Origin of the sequence: Pedobacter sp. (genome assembly GCF_031119335.1) — a bacterium.
GTDB lineage: Bacteria > Bacteroidota > Bacteroidia > Sphingobacteriales > Sphingobacteriaceae > Pedobacter.
In genome coordinates this window covers 35,992-56,611 of sequence record NZ_JAVHXT010000009.1, presented here as the reverse complement: position 1 = coordinate 56,611, position 20,620 = coordinate 35,992, and the positions used below count along the sequence as shown (strand labels likewise).

Below are 20,620 nucleotides of genomic sequence, written 5' to 3'. Positions count from 1 at the left end.
GGCTTAATATTGTGGTTAGTTAAAATATATAGATATAGTATTTCCATCGATATGCGGCGAGGCAATCGGGTTTGACTTTTTAGCAGCTAAGCAATAGACTTGTTTGAATTTGGAATTTAGCGCTGCACACGCTGTTTGGTTGGTTAGCGGTTTCATCATACAATATTTGGTTGTAGCAAAGATGTATAGACGAGCGCAAAACAAAGGGGTAAATTCTTCCGTAATTAGGGGTAAAATTGTTTTTTCTGGTAATTAAAGGCAATTTTTTTCAATGGGCGATGATTAAAATAAATTTATTGTTTACTCGCCAGGTATTCAGACGGACTAACATCGTACTGTTTTTTAAACTCCTTACTGAAATACTTTCTGTCGTTAAAACCAACGGCAAAGGCTACTTCGGCAACAGTCATTTGGTTGCTTTCTAATAAGTATGCTGCTTGCTTTAACCTTATCGATTTTATTAAATCTGCAACAGAAAGATTGGTAATAGCTTGCACTTTTTTATACAGTACCGTTTTGCTCATTCCAATTTCTTGGGTAAGTGCAGTAACATCAAAATCAGTATTGTCTAAATTTTGCTCAATAATTTGCATCAGCTTTGCTAAAAACTTATCATCTGGTGATTCTATTTTTACCGGCTCTGGATTGAGCAAAATATCTCTAACAAACTTCTGTCTGCCAGCTTCTTTTGTAGCTAATATATTTTTAACGTTTAACGCCAAAATTTGCGTACTAAATGGCTTGGTAATATAGGCATCGGCACCTTTTTCGTAGCCGTTTATTTGGTGAATGTAAGCCGCTCTAGCTGTTAGCAACACCACAGGAATGTGGTTAATCCGTTCATCGGTTTTAATTCTTCTACACAATTCTAAACCATCCATTTCTGGCATCATCACATCGCTAATTATTAAATCTGGCAGTTCTGATAAAGCCATTTCTAAGCCTTGCACACCGTTGGCCGCCTCTACTACCCGATATTGATTTTTGAACGAATCTTTAATGAAGTTTCGTAGTTCTAGGTTATCTTCAATTACTAAAATGGTGTATTTATGATCGACCGTTTCTTGCTCATTTTCGGTAATGATATCGTTTGCGGCAGACTGCAGGTAATAATGCACAGGATTATCGCTGTTCATGTATTCAGGGATAATTGAGTTGCTATCTAAATGAGCAGCACCCAAAGGCAAGGTTACGGTAAATGTAGTTTCTTTATTCTGTTCATCCTCAATATCACTTACTACATCTATAGTACCTTTGTGTAGTTCTACAATGTTTTTAGATAATGCCAAACCTATCCCATAGCCACTATTAGAAACTTCTTCGTTATAAACCTGAAAAAATTTGGTAAACAACTGCTCAATATTTTTCTGTGAAATTCCTCTGCCGGTGTCTATTACTTTAACCGAAACGCTGTTTTCTCCTGCTTCTATTTTAAACGTAATCTTGCCTTTTTCTGGCGTAAATTTAAAAGCATTAGATAACAAGTTGAACAGCACTTTTTCTAAATGGTCTTTATCAAAATAAACTTCTAACTCCTTCACGTTACTTTCAAACTGGTAAACAATTTGCTTGTCTTGCGCCAATGTTTGAAACGAGAGATAAATTTCTTCCGCAAATTGAACCAAATTACAAGCTGAAAAAGCCAGCTTCATGTGACCGCTTTCTGCCTTTCTAAAATCCATTAACTCTGTCACCAAACGCATTAACCTATTGGCATTATGTTGTACCTGTGTAAGTTGTTTACTTGCGGCAGCATTTAATCCAGAACCCATCAACATTTTTTCTATTGGACCAAGAATTAAGGTTAATGGTGTTCTAATTTCATGCGAAATGTTGGTGAAGAAATCAATCTTCATTTGATGCAGTTCTTCCTGCCTTTCTTTTTCCAAATGCTCTAAATACAATTCGCGTTTTAGCTTTAATCTGTTCTTTTGGAACTTGTATATGGTTAAGGCGATATAGTAAATAATGGCAGCGTAAATAACAAAAGCCCACCAAGTTTGCCACCAAGGTGGTAAAACCGTAATTGATAAGGTAATTGGTTCGGTATTCCACAAACCGTCATTGTTTGCAGCCATTACCATAAACGTGTAATTACCCGGACTTAAATTGGTATAATTTGCTTCGCGTTGGGTACCAGAATAATGCCAGTCATCGCCCCTAATACCTTCCATTTTGTAGGCATATTGGTTTTTTTCAGGGTTGATGAAATTTAGCGCCGCAAACTTGATAGTAATGTATCCTTCGTCATACTTCAGCTCAATATGATCAGAAAAAGTAACTGATTTTTTTAGTGGCGAATTAGCAGAATCTACCAAAGCAGGTCTGTTTCTGATTAGAAAATCGGTAAAAGCTACTTTAGGCTTCAGTTCATTTTTAATGAGCCTATCGGGAAAAAACGAGGTTAATCCGTTGATACCTCCAAATAATAATTCGCCGCTTTTAAGTTTTAAGCCAGCGTTAGTTTGAAATTGGTTACTTGCTAAACCGTCGTTTGCGTTGTAATGTGTAATGGCTACATTTTTAGCAGAAAATGGCAGGTTAAAGTTTTTGAAGTGTAGTTTATACAAGCCATCATCGGTACTTATCCAAATATCGCCTCTATCATCTTCAACTATCGCATGTATCACATCGTCCGTTAGGCTTTCCTCCTCATTAAGTGCGTAAAATTTATCTGTTATCGGATTATAATAATTTAAGCCACCACCATCTGTACCAATCCAAAGTCTATCTTTAGAATCTTTAAACATGGTGATGATACTGTTATTACTAAGCGTGTTTGGCTTATTACGTTTAATGAAACGTTTAAATGTGTCTTTCCTTCTATCGTAATAGTTAAGACCATTTTGCGTACCTATCCATAAGTTACTTTGTGCATCTTTAATTAAAGTAACCACAAAATTATCGCTGATACTGGTTTTATCTTGTGGCGAATGCACAAATGTTCTGTATGTACCATCTGGCTTTAAGTACCTCATTCCACCTCCGTTTGTGCCCACCCAAACACCGTCGGCTTCCGGAACTATAGAATTAATTAAATTTTCGCTGAATTTACCTTGGGTTACCGCAAATTTGAAGAAACGTATTTTCTTAGTTTCTTTATTGAAATGACAAAGCCCATCTAAGGTACCCACCCACAAATTGCCGTCTGCGTCTTCTGCTAAAGATTTTACACCATTACGTGTTTGTTTTTGGTCGTTTCGGATATCAAAATAACGATAATCACCGGTATTTCTATTCAAATAATTGATACCGCCACCATAAGTTCCAACCCAAAGTCCACCGGCTTTGTCCTCAGAAATGGCATTCGCTACCAAATGCGAAAGGCCCATTCTATCACCAATGCGTTCACCAATGTTACCAAAGTTTGCGTTAGATGGATAATAAACATTTAATCCACCAGCAAAAGTACCAATCCAAATACCCGAAGCATCATCTTGCATAAAGCTCCAAATGGTATTATCACTTAAACTATTTGGATTTACAGCGCTATGCGTATGATTGGTAAACTGTTCGGTTTGCGTGTCGAATATACTTAGACCATTACGTGTACCTACCCAAATTTGCTGTGCATCGTAGATATAAACATCTCTGATCCAATTTGATAAAATACTTTTTGAATTGTTATCTTGATTTTTAAAAACCTTTAGTCTGTCATTCTTAGGCTCATATCTAAATAATCCAGCAGTTTCGGAGCCAAACCATAAATTACCGGCTTTATCTTGTCTAATAACGATAATCTTTGCCGCGTTTAACTCCTCAGAATTGGCAATTGCATTGGGTAACTGAAGAACTTTCCTAGATTTTGGATTGAATAGCTTAACGCCATTTTTAGAACCGACCCACACTCTTTTGGCGTTATCCTCAAACATGGTAAAGGCAACGGCACTGTATAAGCTATTTAAAGAAGTGTCCTTTAAACCAATTTGCTCTTTAAGCACCCATTTTTGGGTATCTACCAATTTAACGCCGGCAAATGTAGCGGTCCAAACGTTTTGGTAACTATCTAATAATACCGACGAAATGTAATTTCTTCCACCTTTGATATCTCTAATATCAACCCTTTTAAATACCTCTGTAGCGGGATTATAAATATTTAACCCGTTAGACGTGCCAATCCACAGTTTACCCTTCTTATCTTCTACAATGGCATTTACCCGGTTGTTACTGATACTTTTAGGTTGTTGGTTCTGATGCTTAAATGTACGGAAAGTATAGCCATCGTAACGGGTTAATCCCTTCCAACTCCCCAACCAAATAAAGCCTTTACTATCTTTAACAATAGTAGAAATAGGGCTTTGTGCCAAACCTTCTTTAAACGATAAATGGTTAAACTTTAAGGGCGCTTGTTGCGCATCTACCGATTTGGCAAATACAAAAAGCAGCAGTCCTGTTAAAACGGGTATGTTAAATTTAAATGCCAAAGGGGGAATTGGTTAGTAGATGTAAATATATCCAATCCTTTGGTAAACACGTAATCTATTTGTTAATTACGTAAAACTGATAACAGATCTCATAACCCAATCGTTTTAGGACTTTGCGATGGTGGGGCAATCGAAGCGAAAATCTTCAATTTTGCAAAAAAAGTTCAATCGAAGAACAACCGTTGAACTTTGCAGTTTCGCCCCACTATTGCCCTTGTTGTGCGTTCGGCATAGTTTTTTAGTATGCCAATTTACGGTTGTTTAGTTCTACGTTAAAGTTCACTTTTGCTCCCAAAGCTTCAAAAACTTTCAAAATTGTTGTAAATCTTGCGTCAGTTGTACTGTTTTCAATTTTAGAAATTTGAGCTTTTTTCACGCCTACAAGTTCGCCCAATTCTTCTTGTGTCAAGTTTCGTTCTTGTCGAGCTTGTTTGATAGCTTGTCCCAATAAGTCAAGACGCAGTTCGTTTTCAAATTCGTCACGCTTTTTTGTTCCTTTTTTACCGATATATTTGTCGGTCAAATCTTCTAAACTATATGTTTTCATTACTTTTTATTTTTCTCGTTAAAATACTTTTCTCTCAATTTTTCCGCTCGTTCAATTTCACTTTTGGGAATTTTGTCAGTTTTCTTAATCAAACCGTGAGTTGAAATAACAATAGTATCATTTTTGTCTGTCTTGTCCCAAAAAGCAAAAAGTCGATAATACGCTTTGTTATATTTTGTTCTAAACTCCCAAATTTCGTCTTGAAGTTTTTTAAAAAGTTCTTTATCATTAGTACTTCGAGCTTTCCAAATATTGTAAACAATTTTGCCGGTTGCTTTTTCGTCAAGTTCGTCCAAAAAGCCTTTCGCTTCTTCTAAGAATTCAACTCGAAATCTGTACTCATCCATTCAATAATATTTTCAAGCAAAGATAAAAGTTTCCTATTAAGGAAACAAATATTTTAGACGAAATTTTTAATTTACAAACATTTTATATCAGATTTTGTTTTTATGTACAATCGTGAAATGCTGGCGCACAACTATCTGATTGTGCTGTCTATATTTAGGCTGTCTTTCATTGTACTATCGGCATCAGCTGTGCTAATATCTAAGCTGTCTGAAACTGCTGGGCTGTCTAAAACCACTGTATTGGCTTTGCTATCTGAATTTTCTGAACCACAGGCCGACCAAATTAATGCTGCAAATGCTAATAGGAATAAGGATTTTGTTTTCATTACATGGAATTTAATTACATGCTATAACAAATATTAAAAGCAGTTGTTCTGCGCTAGCTATTTTTTTGAATACTCGCCAAATAATTTGATACCTCCAAAAGATGTAAGGGTTGATCTCCCCAAGCAGGTAAATCTATCGCTTGTTTTAAATCCAATTCGTTGATATTACTTAAAAATTGCTCCAAATTTTCTTCAACACTTTTAATATCTTCCTTTGACAGAAAATCACCACCTTGCTTCTGTAAACCTGAAAATGTTGCGGTAAGTACATTAAATTGATAGTTGAAAAGTTGCAAACGCTTGATAAGTGACCAATTAAGTTGCTTTTTCAGCGGTTCTTTTTGTGCCGCTTGTATGGCTTCGCTCAACGCAGAAAGTTGCTGATGACTTAACTTTCTCGCCAGTCTGGTTTGGTGAACCGTATCTAAATCATCAGGTTTCAAACCTACTACTGCCTTAAAATAAAGCAAATTAGCTTTCACCACGTCTGCTATTAACGTACTCAAGCGTGGCGCATTCCAAATTGGGAACACAAAGGTTGCTCCCAAGCATAATGTTACGCCAACAATGGTAAATAAGGCTCTGTCTGATACCAATCGCCACAAATTGCCATCGTAAACATTTAAGCACAAAATTACAGCAACGGTAATGCAAACCGCACTTATGCTGTAGGCTACTCTGTTGAAAGCGAAGAAACCAAACAAACCAATAACGCTCACATACAATTGCAAAGAAACATCTGCATATTGGCTTAGGCTCCATCCTATTAGCAAACCAATAGCCGTACCGCCAATACGCTCGGCATTACGTTTCATGGTTTGCCCGTAACTCGGTCTACTTACAATCACCATTGTTAGCAACAACCAATAACTGTAATGTTCTTCGGTTAACCAAGCAATTAATATCATGGCAACCAAACACAAAGCTGATAAACGCAGAGCAAACCGAAATATAGGTGAGCTTAACGAAAAATGGCTTTTTACTGTTTTAGCTTGAACAGGCGTTAACGTCAGAAAATCACGATATCGTTCCGTATTTTCATTTAATTGGTTGTTAATTTGGGGTTGATGAATTGCTTTAATTAGCGCATAAATTTCATCTATGTTAGCTAAAATCTGTCTCAACAAGATTTTTTTACCCTCTTCTAGTGTTTCTGCCTTTTGTATCAGAGCAATATGTAAATCTTCAAATTGATTTATAGATAACTGATGGTTAGGTTTGGTTAATAACTTTGCCAACAACTGGATACTTTGTTGGATGAGCGGCAATGCTCCTGTATTTTCAAATTGTCTACGCAGATATGGATAATCGTAATGCACAGCGCTTACTTGCTCATATAGATCAATCAAATGGATAGACTTTTCTAGATAAGCAGCAACTTTAGGATTTAATTTTTTTACGGCTTTACGATCACTTAATAGCAGTTGCCTTATCAATTCGTGGCTACTTGCCAACTTTAGATGCAAACGCATATTACTTTGGTTAAAGCCAGACAACGAAACTTTTGAATTGTAACCTTGGGCTCTTAATCTTAGCAAAGCTGATGTTTCTCTCTCTGCTTGCGCAATAGCCCTATTTAATGAACGATACGGAAAAACGGAGATTTGCAATAAACTGATGAGGTAATACCAAACTCCGCCCCAAAAGATATAGTTGGCATAAAGTAGCGGGTCTTTTGGCTTTAAGCCGATGGTGAATGTGGCTAAGATAATTCCCATTAAACCAATTGCGGCCATACGTTGTCCTAAAACTGCCGACATGGTTAGCAGAAATGTAATGGTAACCACAACCACAATCATCATCAGAGATATAGATGTGCTCCAAGCTGTAAGAATAGCAACAATGCTAAAAATGAGTATGCTAATCCAAGCGGCTTTGAATTTATCTGCACGGTTACCAGGCAAATCTGTCATGCAAATCATTAATGCGCCAATACCTACGCCAATACCAGTTGTTGGCCAATCTATCTTGTAAAAAAAGATAATAGGTAAAATAACCGATAGCGTATTGCGCAAGGCATCCACTGTGTGTTCGCTTTTCAATAATTGATAAGCTCTTGATAGATAATTTTCTATTTGTTTCAGCATCTATTGCAACAAAGATAAGTTTAATAGTCCATTGGATAGTGAAGATAATCACCAATAAGTAGCATACCACATGGATTAGGAATATCTTTCACAAGACAAAACACTAAGAATTAAGGTATTTCTACGTAATAATCACAATACGGATTATTACGATACTTGACTACTTTATTAGATTTTAATTTTACATATAAAGTGACTACAATATTTTAAGACACCAAAAACATGAAAAAATTCTTGTACCTATTAATAAGCTGTCTAATTCTTACTGCTTGTAAAAAGAAAGATAATCCAGTACAAATCCAAACTACTTTTCCTTTTGTTAAGGTGGGCAATCAGTGGAACTATAAAGTAACCACACCTGGTGGTGAGACAGAGATAAGCCAAAGGATTACAGCTAAAAACAATGATAATTTTTTTAATATAAAGCTAAGTTTTGTAGGTACACAGCTCCCAGAAGTTGATGCTTTTTGGTATGCTGACCATGACAGTTTCGCCAAGGAAACAGAATGGCCAGAAAGCAAATTCAAATTTGTAATGCTCAAAAAAGATGCAGATGTTGGAGATGAATGGGATTATTTTGTACCAGCGCCTTTAGACCCTTCAGAAAGCGACATCTTTGGTATAATTAAATATAAAATATTAGAAAAGAACGCTAGTCTGAGTATTCTGGGAAAAACATATAATGATGTATATAAAATTAATCATACTGCCAGCTCACACGATGGTTACTACATGAACTATTATCTAAGCCTATCAACAGGGATTCTTAAAATTGAGGGAATGGCAATTCAGAGTATCGATGGGCAAATAAGTTATCACCCAACTGAAGATGTATTGATATATAAAAACTTTTAACTAAGCAAAGTTTAGCATATGGTGTTCCCTACTGTTATTTGACCCGTTTAGGCGGCCTACAATTAGCACTTGATTAATAAAAGCAAGTACTGTGATTGCAATAAAAACACCTACGAAATGAAAAATAAGGGTGATTTTTATTTCTTAAATCACCCTTTTGATAGTATTGAAATATTTAAAAATTAAACTTCCCTTGATATCTACGCAACGCCTCTACGTAGTAATAATCTGCATAGTTAATTGGTACATCTATCTCAGAATTATTCGGAAGATGCCCCGTACTATGCTCTAAAATAAAACCGTAATTGTTGCCTATTTTACTTGTGTAAGCAGCAGATAAAGAACGTAAGATTTTATCAGCCGCGGTTTTATAATTCTTGGCATTCTTGCTATACTTTGCTAACTCGTACAATGCAGATGAAGTAATTGCTGCTGCCGAGGCATCTCTAGGTGCGTTTGGTATTTTCGGATCGTTGTAATCCCAATAAGGGATACCATCAGATGGTGTACTTTTGTTGTTAAGGATATAATTGGCAATTGCATCTGCCTGAGCTAAATATTTTGGATTTTTGGTGTAACGGAACATCAAAGTATAACCATACAATCCCCAAGCTTGACCCCTAGCCCACGATGACCCATCTGCATAACCTTGTGCCGTGGTTTTCTTGATCACACCACCTTTATTTACATCATAATCCACTACGTGATAAGAGCTAAAATCTGGTCTATAATGATTTTTTATGGTATTATCTGCGTGTGTAATTGCAATTTTGTAGAAAGACGAATCGCCGGTAAACTTAGTAGCTTCGAAAAGCAATTCTAAGTTCATCATGTTATCTATAATTACTGGATAATCCCATTTAGTACCACTATGATCCCAAGAACGAATTACACCAGCAGTAGGATTAAAACGGGTAGAAAGTGATTTTGCAGCTTGGATAATTACTGATTTGTAGGCAGTATCTTTTGTTACCCGGTAACCGTTACCAAACGGACAATAAACCATAAAACCTAAATCGTGTGTTCCTTTGTTAAACTGCTCTTTTTTAACATCCTCGGTATATTTCTTCGCCAGATCGAGCCATTTCTTATCCTTAGTTTGCTCGTAGAAATACCAAAGCTCTGCCGGGAAAAATCCACTAGTCCAATCTCTTGAAACCACCATTTTAAACTGACCGTTTTCTACTGTACGCGGCGATACCAAATTTGGTTTTATCTTTCTGGCAGAATCTACATTCTTTATTAAGATATCTGTTTGTTGCGCAGCATGGTTGAATGCTTTGGAAACTTCTATTTTCTGTGCTTGAGCACCTACTGCTAAGAACAAAAGTGCTGCTGTGGTTTTTAGTTTCATACGTTTGTTATGTTAATATTTTTAGTTCTATCAATTTAATTTGTCTAATCGCATGAGAGATTGCTTCGAAAAGCTCGCAATGACGGCTCCTATTTACGTCATTGCGAGGAGGTACGACGAAGCAATCCCCAAAGTGATACTTCTATTTTCTTCTATCTTCCAATTGTTTAATGTATAACGACGGTATCATTATTCCTTTTTTGTTAAAGCCTTCCCAAATTCCATCTGGACGATCTTTAAATCGTCCTTTGTGTTTGGTGCCAAAAACACTTATTGCATAGTTATTTCCAGACACATACGGATTTTGAACGGTTATTCTCTCTGCAGTGCAGTTCCACAATACCTGGGTTACACCAGCCCATCCGTGACCTGTACCCCAGTTGCCTCTATCTTGTATATTAATATCTCCATCGGTAATTATATTATCATAAAGAGTGCCGGTAGCCCAGCGGTGGTGCGGGCCAATATCAGCCTTTGCATTAGTAGATTTGCAGTTATAGAATACATTTGGTCCAGTAACTTTAGCGCCAGTTACGTAATCGTGCCTACCTTCATCGGCCAAACAATCTCTTACCAAATTGAGTTGTCCATCGTTATTGAAAGAGTATCTTCTACCTCCTTCAATTTTAGATTTTGGTGCTAACGAGGTGCAATTTTTAACTGTTATTTGCTTGCTATAAGTACCCAGATTTACACAAGAATATCCAAAATATTTGCTGGTCACATTACTTACCCACGCATTTTCTACCCTATTCATCCATATGGCATCCCAACCATGATTTTCATCAGTATCACCTTGGTAAGCGGATTCTAATAGCATATTCTCAATACCAACCTCACTAATTCTCCCTTCAAAAGTGTATTTATAGATTTCGCCGCCACCATATTGTGTTTCCATTGCCATCACTACAGGATTATCAATAAAAACTTGATTACCTTTTATTGCAATAATTTTCCTTTCAAAATACAAATCAAAATCCTCAGCTTTCCATTGTGTAGTGTTCTCTCTAGCCTCTATCTGATCCATTTTAAGGTCTTGTATCCACTTTGTGGTGCCCGGGCGGAAAATCATAATATTATCGCCTACTTTAAAATTAGCCGGATTAGCTACCTTAAATGATTTTGCACCTACTGCCACGTAAGTATCCAATATCTTCGTTCTAGTTTGTGCTACCTCTTTCTGCTTTCCATTACCATTTACATTAATTAGCTTACGCTGCTCTGCCCCTGTAGCTATCAATTTGGTTTCCAACCCCTCGCCCCTCAATACAATCCCGCTTACGCTGATGTTAATAGTTCCAGGAATTTCGTAGATACCTTTTTTTAGTAGAACTGCACCTCTTACACCATTTTTGTTTAATGGTATTTTGGCCAGCTCGTTAATGGCTTCTTGTATTTGTTGCTGGTCGTTAACTCCTTTTGGTGATAGTTCTTTAACCACTTTCACATTTGGGATTTCCTTATCGCCTTGGTGATAACCCACGCGGCTAAAATCAGGAATGATATCGCCTTTGGCATCTGGCGGATAGATTAAATTACCCCCCTTGCCAAGCTGTACTAAATGGGACTGCCACTGCTGAGCTTGTGCACCAACGCCTACCAGATAAAACAGTATGCAGATAAGTAAAAAGCACTTTGTTTTCATTTTTATAACCAAATTATTGGATGTCTTATAGGTAAATTTCTAATTACTTCTTCGTTTGTTGGTTTTAAATCTAAGCTTTTCCAAGTGTTAAACCATTCCTTTTCGGCAAAGTAATTAGCGCCAAAAAATAAAAACGGTTGCGCTACTGGCCAGTTATCCCAAAACATCACATCTGGTTTTAACGGCCATTTAGATTTATCGGCAATATAGGGATACAAATAATCCAAACCTTTTCTAATCGATTTTCCATCTGATGTTTGGTATGCCCAGAGGTTGTCTTTTGGCGTAGATAGAATTTGGCAGAGCATTGCCATCGCATCCAAATTAAAGATAGCATAGCCATAAGGTTTAGTGCGAGCTAGCTCAAGCGGAAAACTGCCATCCAAAGCCATTTGGTTAGGCAAAAACACACTTTTATAGCGCATACGCAACGAATCTAACATCGGCTGATCATCTACCAACTTGGCAAAAGAAGCTACCTGCATTGCCCAAGTGGTACCATGATTGTTCTTCGCATTTTTTTCGGCAATACCGTTTTTGCTGGTATTTAACCAAAGGATATAATCAGCAAACCATTTTTTAATAGCCTTCAAATTAGCTTTATCAAAAGATTTCGATTTTTCCATCACGATGATGCCTTGCGCCACTTCCATTAAGTGGATTGAATCGATGATACCCCAACTTCTCCCTGCGTATAACCCTTTAACCGCTTGGGCATAGGCTAAATTTGGGTTCATCAAAGTTTCTACATCTACAAACCAAGCTTTTAAATGTACTATGGCTTGTTTAACGTATTTTTCATCGCCAGTAATTTTGTAAGCCGATGCCAAAGCACCAATAATTTCGCTAAACCTAATCATGGCATAGCGATGTTCCACAAAGTTATCTGGATTGGTTTCGCCATCTCTGGTCATGTAAGGACCGTCTGGGTTTGCCGGATTAGGCCACCAATAATCGCCTTCGGAAAAGAAATCGTGCTTACCACCAGTGCTACGTGGCGAATTACTTGCAGTTACCGTAATAGGCTTTTGCTGCATAGCCCACTCAGCTTCTTTTAAAACTTGTGCTTTTAATATTGTTGTTGCTTGTGCTTTAAACGTGTTTTGTGCAACGGCGATATTTGTAATTGCCACAAATAGTATTATTGTCCATAGCTGTTTTTTCATTATTGTTGATTTTGAAATACACATTGGCGTCCCCGCCAACATTTATAATTTACTTCTCAATGGTTAAAAATTCTGTTGGCAAACCAGCAGCACTTACCGAAACCACATTCTTTTTATCGTTTGTTTTCAAGCTAATTACTGCCCTACCATTATAAAGTTGAACTTTAGATGAAGCACTTGAAGTTCCTTGATTTTTAATCAGTTCACCATCGCCAAGTAAATTAAACTTAACCTCGGTTGCTGCATCTAGGCAAAGTACGTTATTGGTGTCGAGCGCTTTTACTTCTACAGTAGCTACACCGTTAGCTTCCTTAATTTTTTGAAGTACCAATTTGGCTGGTTTGCCCCACTTTTCAGTTTGGTATTCTTGGGTAATTTCGTCAGTTACTGTTGCTTTACCCTTTTTTGCAACTACCTTCAAATGGTAAGTTCCTTTTTGCATTGGCACCGACCAACGTAAGCCCGCAGCAGGAAAATCTTGGCTATTACGCTTCTTCACGCCGAAACTCTTTCCATTCACAAACAGCTCTGCCTCATCGCAATTAGAATATACTTTCACCATTTTTTCTTCGCCTTCAGCGCCCCAACGCACTGGCCAAGAGTGACCGTAGATGTGTGCCATTGGCTTCTCTGTCCAATAAGATTGGAAAATATAGAACGATTCCTTTTTAGTAAAATCACGTTCTACAACCCCTTTTTGGTTTACATAGGGCACTGGATTTTCTGGACGAATTGGTGTACTAAAATCTTTAAATGGCCAATATGCCGTACCTGTTAGCCAAGGCATAGTTTCTTGTTCTTTCAAATGCCAATCAATTAAGTTAGCGATGTAACTTTCGCTCCAATCGCCATCTTTACTTACCCTTGCACCACCTCCATACAAAGAGGCATCGCCAGCTCTTTCATCGGCACCGCCACCTTGTTTAACTTTCATTAAGGCATTGTCTGGATTTTCCGAATGCCTACGGGCATGGCTATCTCCGCCCCATTCTACGTGTAGAAATCGTTCAGACTTGTCAAATTCTGCTTTTGAAACACCTTTATATTCTGTGTAGATGCCTCGATACCAGCCTGCCCAAATTGATGGCGAATACACATCTACAATATCTCTACAGAAATCACAACGCCTAATCGCAGTACTTCTCGAAGGATCTAACTTGTGTGAAAGATCGTTCAATTCTTTCATGTAAGTTCTAATTTTTTCCTTATCAAACTCACTGAAATCGCCCGGCCAATCGTTCTCATTGCCTAAACCCCAAATAATAATAGAGGGATGGTTATAATGTTGCTCAATCATATTCGTCAACATTCGCTTTCCCTGTTCTTGATAAACTGGACCACCTAAACCGCCACGGCACCAAGGAATTTCTTCCCAAACCAAAATCCCTAAACTATCGCATAAATCTAAAATGATACGTGATTGCTGATAATGCCCCAAACGGATGAAATTCACACCCATTTCTTTCATCATCTTCATTTCGGTAACCATCATTTCTTCGGTCATAGCCGCAGCTACACCAGCGTGATCTTCGTGACGGTGCGTACCACGTAACAACACTCGTTTTCCATTCAGCGTAAACGGACCTTTTTTAACGAACTCGAAATGTCTGAAACCTATCTTCTGAGTGGTGTTGTAAGTTTGTCCGTTAGCGGTTAAGCTAATTTTTACTTCGTATTGCTGTGGTGTCTCTATTGACCAAAGCTTTGGAGATTTGATATTTGTCTCCGTCAACAATTCATCGCCACTAAAACTGGTAATATTTTTATTGCTAGTGAAAACCGTTTTTCCATTCGGATCTACCAAGCTAATTTTTACCGCAGCATCTTTTAAATTGTCTTGGTTTAAGAAGCGGGTTTTCACCGTTAAGTTTCCTTGTACACCTTTTGCATCAACAGTGGCATGAGCAAAGACCTTGTCAATAGCTAGTTGCGGATTGTAAACAAGGTTGAGGTAACGATAAATGCCCCCGTAAACATTAAAATCTGATAAGCTAGACGGCATCATTTCTAAATCTCGGGTGTTATCGCAGCGGATAATCACCGGAATTTTACCTTTGAACTGTGTTTTAAACAATGGCGATTTTTTGAATGCAGCCACAGCATCTGTTATATCAGCTGTCCACTCATCGTAACCGCCTACATGTTCAGCTACTTTAGTGGTGTGGATATAAACCGAAGTTTTTTGCCCAGCGCCTTCAAAATGCAGTAGAGTTCTACCATTCGCATAAGGATTTTCGATATCCAGATTTGTTCTGTACCAACCCGCACCTTGATAGTAATGCACATCAGGATCTACAGCATCAATATCGTTAAAGCAGTGCGGAAGATTCACTTTCTGCCAAAACGGAAGCTCCTCTGGATTACCTTTACCTACCGGACGAACGGCTTCCCAAATACCGCCTAAATCTTGTTTCACAAATTCCCAACCTGTATTTAAGCGTTGAGATTGTTGCGCTTTCACGGAATGGCTTAATATAAAAAGGCACAGAAAAACTAATTTCAGTTGTTTGGACATACGATTTACAATTTGGTTAACCAATTTAAAATATGAAGCTACAAAACCTATTCTGTTTTGCAAACCCACACTTGTTGTAGCATTTACACTATGTTTGTATCTGCCAAGCAGATTATCACTATTACTTATCTCCATCAATATTCACAGTTGTCGTCCTTAAAAAGAAACGTAAAAAGCTTAAAATCAAATTAATATTAAATAAAAACAGATCACCAAATCAATATATTAATTGATGCTTACATCTGATACTTTAGAAATTCTACTCGCCAAACACTACAACAAAATATTTTCAATAAAATACGAAAACGTTTGCGCTACGTACATTATCTAAAACTCTTAGTGATTTGATTTAACAGATATTCCTTTTTATCCGAACTATATTCCCAAAACATTACACCTCCCAATTTATTCTGAAGTACATATTGGCATTTGTGATCTACCGACCATTCATCATCGTAAGAAATAAATTCTTTGGTTTGCTGATTAAATAAGTACGGAGCTTTAGCATCTTCGTCTTTGTAAGCAGTAAAGCCCTTTTTATTCGCCAGACTATCTTTTAGGAAAGTATAGCCTTTGCCATAACTGTTTGCAGATGAAAGTATAGTGTCTCCAATACCCTTGTTGGCATTAGTATTTAATTTAAGATTACGTCCATAGAAAGCAATGCCCATTACTATTTTAGATGCTGGCACACCCGAAGCGATATAGGCTTTGATAGCTTTGTCGGCAGAATTATCTGATGGATAAGCTTTAGAATCAAATAAATTGGTGTGATGTTTTGCAGTTTTTGAAGAATAGTAATCGTAGGTCATGAGGTTTACGTAATCGAGATATTTTGCTGCCTCGCCCATTTCGGTGTTATTCAAAAAAGAAACAAATCCACCTGTGGCGGTTGTTAACAGTTTTTTCTTTCCGGTTTCTTTCTCAAAGATATCCAACTCTTTCCTAATTTCTTTAAACATTAAAGTATAGTTTTGCTTGTCTTCTGGGCGATAAACATTTCCTGCTTCACCCGGCATTCCTGGATATTCCCAATCGATATCTACCCCATCTAGTTGATGTTTACGAATGATATCTACCGAACTTTTAGCAAATCCTTTACGTAGCGAATCGGTTAATACGGCATCAGAGAAATTCTCACTCCAAGACCATCCGCCAATAGAAATTAAAATTTGTAACGATGGATTTTTGAGTTTCAATGAGTTTAACCTTACAAAGTTGGTTGAATCTCGCTTTGCATTGTCTAAATACGCTTGGTTATTCTTTACGTTCACAAATGCGTAGTTAATATGCGTCAACTTTTCTGCATTAATTTGCTCTGGATTGATTAAGCCACTGTAGCCAGTTACATAACCAATAACTACTGGCTTTTTAACGGGCTTATCTGTTCTTTTTGCAGCTATAAAAACCGTAGCTATAGTGAATAATGCCAATAACTGATTTATCTTGTTCATAATTTAAACCTTTAAACGAATACTGTATTTCTCCATTAATGCAACTATTCTTATCACAATAAAGGCAAATAGTAGAGAACGTAAAATTCCACCTGCACCATAATTTAAGAATGACGGATAGTTGAAATGAACCAATCTTAATATAGCATAGACCACATAAGGCATGAGATAACAGGTCAATGTGCTTGTTCCGGCTGGTTTTATCCATTTAAACCAGTCCTTTCTGCCTTTCACATCAACTAAATAAATCGTTAGCTGAAATGCTAAAATGGTAATTCCCATACAAATGAATACCCAAGCTGGTGTTGCGTAAATCTTTGAAATTCCACCAGCAAAGGATCTAATCAAAAAACCAAAAACAATACAAGACAGACCTGCTAAGCTTAACAACAGCCATAATTGTGTATCTTTTCGTTTCGCAGCCAAAATTTGGTAACTGGTAGCAATTACGGCTCCTCCCATCATTAAAGTAATAGATGAAGCATCTCCTATTCGCCATAGATTTACATGCAATAGGCCCATGTGCGTGGTGACGTTAATGATTGCATAAATCAGAAATGCAATGAGCAACCACAACATTTTACCTCGGGTGATGAGATAAGTGAATGCAGTGAACAAGTAAGCCCATCCAATTAAACCTAAAATACCCCACCAATGCGGCGCTAAACCTTTCGGATTTTCGGCATTACCTCCTTTGTACAGATAAGCCATTGCTAAAATCAATATTATTCCAAGTGCAGTTAAACTGTATTTTTTAGTGTTCGATAATTGCTTTGGATAATCTAGCCAGACCAAAAAGAAACCAGTGGTTAAAAGCAAGGTATAAACTGGCTTTGCCAATCCTGTTAATTCGCTGTTATAACTTTCTAGATTTACATGAAAAAAGCCCATTACAATTAATGCCAACGAGCGTAGCAAAATATACCATACAATAGCTAAAAACGAATTTCCTTTGTTAATTCTCGCTTGAATTGCAAATGGCAACGATAAGCCTACAATGAACAAAAACGCAGGAAAAATAACGTCCGAAAAACCCATTCCATCAACATCTGCAGCAGTATGCCCAATCCATTCTGGAATACGAGCAACACCCGCAACATCGTTTACGAAAATCATTAAGAACATGGTGATTGCCCTTAACACATCTATGGATTGTATTCTTGATGGTAAAGCCATTGTGTTTAATTCAATTTTTTAACCTGTAATGCGTTTAACACTGGCTTTCCAGCGATGCTCTTAAATGCTAATTTAATTCCTTTATCATCGCTTACGATGCATTCAAATTTTCTTTCTACACTTCTAGCAATGCCATATTTTGCAGCAATATTTAGTGCTTTAACTACTAATTTATTGTTGAGATAAACATCGAAAACACGCTGTGGTGGCACTTCTTTGCCTTCTGCAACTAGACTATCTAAATTATAAGGTAAAACCGATTGGATACCATTGCCCATCAGCTCTGCAAAATGTAAAGTAACTTCATATTTACCTTTTGGTACCGCCAGTTCATAAACATCTATACCAACCAACTGCGTTTGGTAAATTGGGTCGTTTTGCGTACCGATGATATTTTTATCTGAACCATACAATTGTCTGCTGCTGTTCTTGATTTTGAAAGGTTCGCCGCCTATATGTCCCCAACTGTTTTGCTCATGAGCTTTACTTGGCAGCCAGATTTGATTTTTATCATCTATAAATTGCCTTTGTGAGCCTAACAAAATATTCAACGAAGCTGATGAATTTAATAATGCTTGCGGCTGCAATACGAAATCTATGGTCGACTGATCTTTAAACGTTTTGCCATTTTTATACGCGATGGCTTCAACTTCATTTTTCCCAGATTTAAAATCTACAGACCAGCTTGCAACGCCGTCTACCACAGCTCTTTTACCTTGTGCTTTACCATTTACTGTTACTGAAACGCTGTCTAAATTACTGATAACCGTTAGTTCTTGTTTTGGTGTAATCCCTCCTCTTACTTTCCAAGAGCCATCGCCAATTTTGATGTATGGATTTTTACTAAATTGTGCTTTGTAAAGGAAATAGGTGTTTTTCGGCTGTCTTTCTAGCGTTAATAATCCTTTGTTGTTGATACTCGGCATGGTTTCGCTTCTAGTTTCTGAGCTAAAATCTGATAAGTTCCAAGCTGCTGCACCGGCAATAAATGGGCGTGTTAAAATATCCTTAATATAGATTTGATGGTATTTCATTCCATAAGCCAAACTCTTATCAAAACGAATTGGATTGTCTGCATGTATTCGAGGATCAACATCTGCCCCATATTCAGTTACTATCAAAGGTTTGTCGGGCATTGCCGCATGAATGCGATCTAAAGCCGGTCCAAAATCTTCAGATTTACCACCATACCAACCTTGATAAAGGTTCCAGCCAACAATCATGGGTATTTTAACCAAACCAGCGTTGGTATAACCAGTTACATCGCCATGATTGCTCATCATTGTATAACGTGTTGGGTCGGTTTTACGGGTTAAATCCTCTAAGTTTTGCGCTAGGTTTTCGATACTTTTCAGGTAGATTTTCTTTCTTTCAGGCTCTTTGCCATAACGCATTTTTAACAAAACCTCGTTCATATAAGCCCAAATAATCACGCTAGTATGATTATAATTTTGCTTGATCATTTCTAACTGCATCGCTTTGCAATTGTTGTAAAAGGCTTCTGTTTCTGTAATTTCATTTACTATCGGAATTTCTACCGAAGTTAAAATCCCTAACCTATCACAAGCATCTAGCACTGCTTGGTCTTGCGGATAATGGGCTACACGTAAAAAATTGCCTCCCATTTCTTTCAACAGTTCTACATCCTTTACTTGCAAAGCCGATGGTACCGCATTACCCATTTTGGCAAAATCTTGGTGGCGGCTAGCCCCTATCAGTTTTACTGATTTTCCATTTAAAAAGAAACCTTTTTCTGCATCGAAACTGAAGTGACGGAAACCTATATTGGTTTTTACCTCGTCTAATATTTTCCCAGTTTTCTGATCTGTTAATCTAGTAATTACCCTGTATAGATACGGGTTTTCTGGCGACCATAGTATCGGATTTTTAACTTCGATTTTTGGCAGCGAGAAATTGGTATTTATAGATGGATTTTTTGAAGACAACCATTTGCTCTCGCCCACTTTATTCGATTTTGCATCAATTAGTGTGGTAGTTACCAAGATCTCATTTATGAAAGAATAAGGGTTAACCCAATTAGTATTCACGTTTAACGTTGCCCTCTCACTGCTAACTTCATCGGCGTGTACATAAATACCAGTTGTACCGTAAGTTTCATCAGCAAAATGCGCCTGATTTACCACTACCAACGAAACATTTCGATACATACCGCCAAAGAATGTAAAATCTCCTGTTAAAGGCGGAATACTCTCATTATGACTGTTATCAACTTTTACTACAACCTCATCCTTACCATCAAACTTTAATTGGTCTAAAGCAACTGTAAAGCCAGTATATCCACCTATGTGGCTGCCAACTTTTTTACCATTTAGATAAACGGATGTTTCTTGGTTGGCTGCACCAAAATCAAGATAAATCTTTTTTCCTTTCCATTCTGGCTTTAGATTTAGCTTCTTTTTATAGTAGCCTACACCTCTGTAATATCCAGGTTCGTCGTCTAAAACATCAAAAGCATTCCACGTATGTGGTATATTTACATTTGTGTATTTGAGTTGGTCATAACCTTTGGCTTTTTCATCTTTTGAGAACTGCCAGTTTTGATTGATATTAACAACCAATCTGGCACTTGTTGACTTAGACTGCTGGCTGAAAACAATACTATAAATAAAAACGAAGGACAGTGCTAAGCAAGTTTTTAACGACATAAAGTGTTGTATCTGAACATAAAATTTAAGAATCGCTCCAACCGTTTAGGTCAGAGCG

13 protein-coding genes are annotated in these 20,620 nt (G+C 37.3%); 1 reads left to right on the top strand and 12 read right to left on the bottom strand.

The window, feature by feature from the left end:
* Positions 1–293: 293 nt before the first annotated feature.
* From REI64_RS11045 to REI64_RS11025, 5 genes are all read right to left on the bottom strand, one after another.
* Positions 294–4,424, bottom strand: a complete 4,131-nt coding sequence (locus REI64_RS11045; RefSeq protein WP_308850181.1) for a two-component regulator propeller domain-containing protein — start codon at positions 4,422–4,424, stop codon at positions 294–296.
* 238 nt (positions 4,425–4,662) lie between these two features.
* A complete protein-coding gene (locus REI64_RS11040) occupies positions 4,663–4,971 on the bottom strand; it encodes a helix-turn-helix transcriptional regulator (RefSeq protein WP_308850180.1) in 309 nt (102 codons plus the stop codon).
* The gene (locus REI64_RS11035) at positions 4,971–5,318 is read right to left on the bottom strand and encodes a type II toxin-antitoxin system RelE/ParE family toxin (RefSeq protein ID WP_308850179.1); all 348 of its coding nucleotides are present in this window, start codon (positions 5,316–5,318) and stop codon (positions 4,971–4,973) included. Before REI64_RS11035 ends, REI64_RS11040 begins: the two co-directional genes overlap by 1 nt.
* Positions 5,319–5,449: 131 nt before the next feature.
* Entirely contained in the window at positions 5,450–5,644 is a 195-nt protein-coding gene (locus REI64_RS11030) for a hypothetical protein (protein WP_308850178.1), read from the bottom strand.
* 53 nt (positions 5,645–5,697) lie between these two features.
* On the bottom strand, positions 5,698–7,731 hold the full coding sequence (locus tag REI64_RS11025; protein ID WP_308850177.1) for an FUSC family membrane protein: 2,034 nt from the start codon (positions 7,729–7,731) through the stop codon (positions 5,698–5,700).
* Between the two features lie 222 nt (positions 7,732–7,953).
* Here REI64_RS11025 and REI64_RS11020 point away from each other — a divergent pair, with 222 nt between their 5' ends.
* Positions 7,954–8,586 (top strand): hypothetical protein, encoded by a 633-nt coding sequence (locus REI64_RS11020; protein WP_308850176.1) that lies wholly within the window; start codon positions 7,954–7,956, stop codon positions 8,584–8,586.
* Between the two features lie 175 nt (positions 8,587–8,761).
* On the opposite strand, the gene REI64_RS11015 is transcribed toward REI64_RS11020, so the two are convergent.
* The 7 genes from REI64_RS11015 to REI64_RS10985 all read right to left on the bottom strand — a co-directional run bounded on the left by REI64_RS11015 (position 8,762) and on the right by REI64_RS10985 (position 20,562).
* Complete coding sequence (locus REI64_RS11015) at positions 8,762–9,940, bottom strand: glycoside hydrolase family 88 protein (RefSeq protein ID WP_308850175.1); 1,179 nt, start codon at positions 9,938–9,940, stop codon at positions 8,762–8,764.
* 142 nt (positions 9,941–10,082) lie between these two features.
* On the bottom strand, positions 10,083–11,585 hold the full coding sequence (locus REI64_RS11010; protein WP_308850174.1) for a hypothetical protein: 1,503 nt from the start codon (positions 11,583–11,585) through the stop codon (positions 10,083–10,085).
* 2 nt (positions 11,586–11,587) lie between these two features.
* Positions 11,588–12,751: an alginate lyase family protein gene (locus REI64_RS11005; protein ID WP_308850173.1), complete on the bottom strand. Its 1,164-nt coding sequence runs from the start codon at positions 12,749–12,751 to the stop codon at positions 11,588–11,590.
* A gap of 49 nt (positions 12,752–12,800) precedes the next feature.
* A complete protein-coding gene (locus REI64_RS11000) occupies positions 12,801–15,266 on the bottom strand; it encodes a glycoside hydrolase family 2 TIM barrel-domain containing protein (protein ID WP_308850292.1) in 2,466 nt (821 codons plus the stop codon).
* Positions 15,267–15,589: 323 nt separating this feature from the next.
* Positions 15,590–16,720: a glycoside hydrolase family 18 protein gene (locus tag REI64_RS10995; RefSeq protein WP_308850172.1), complete on the bottom strand. Its 1,131-nt coding sequence runs from the start codon at positions 16,718–16,720 to the stop codon at positions 15,590–15,592.
* 3 nt (positions 16,721–16,723) lie between these two features.
* A complete protein-coding gene (locus REI64_RS10990) occupies positions 16,724–17,896 on the bottom strand; it encodes a DUF5009 domain-containing protein (RefSeq protein ID WP_308850171.1) in 1,173 nt (390 codons plus the stop codon).
* A gap of 5 nt (positions 17,897–17,901) precedes the next feature.
* Positions 17,902–20,562: a glycoside hydrolase family 2 TIM barrel-domain containing protein gene (locus REI64_RS10985; RefSeq protein WP_308850170.1), complete on the bottom strand. Its 2,661-nt coding sequence runs from the start codon at positions 20,560–20,562 to the stop codon at positions 17,902–17,904.
* Between the last annotated feature and the right edge of the window lie 58 nt (positions 20,563–20,620).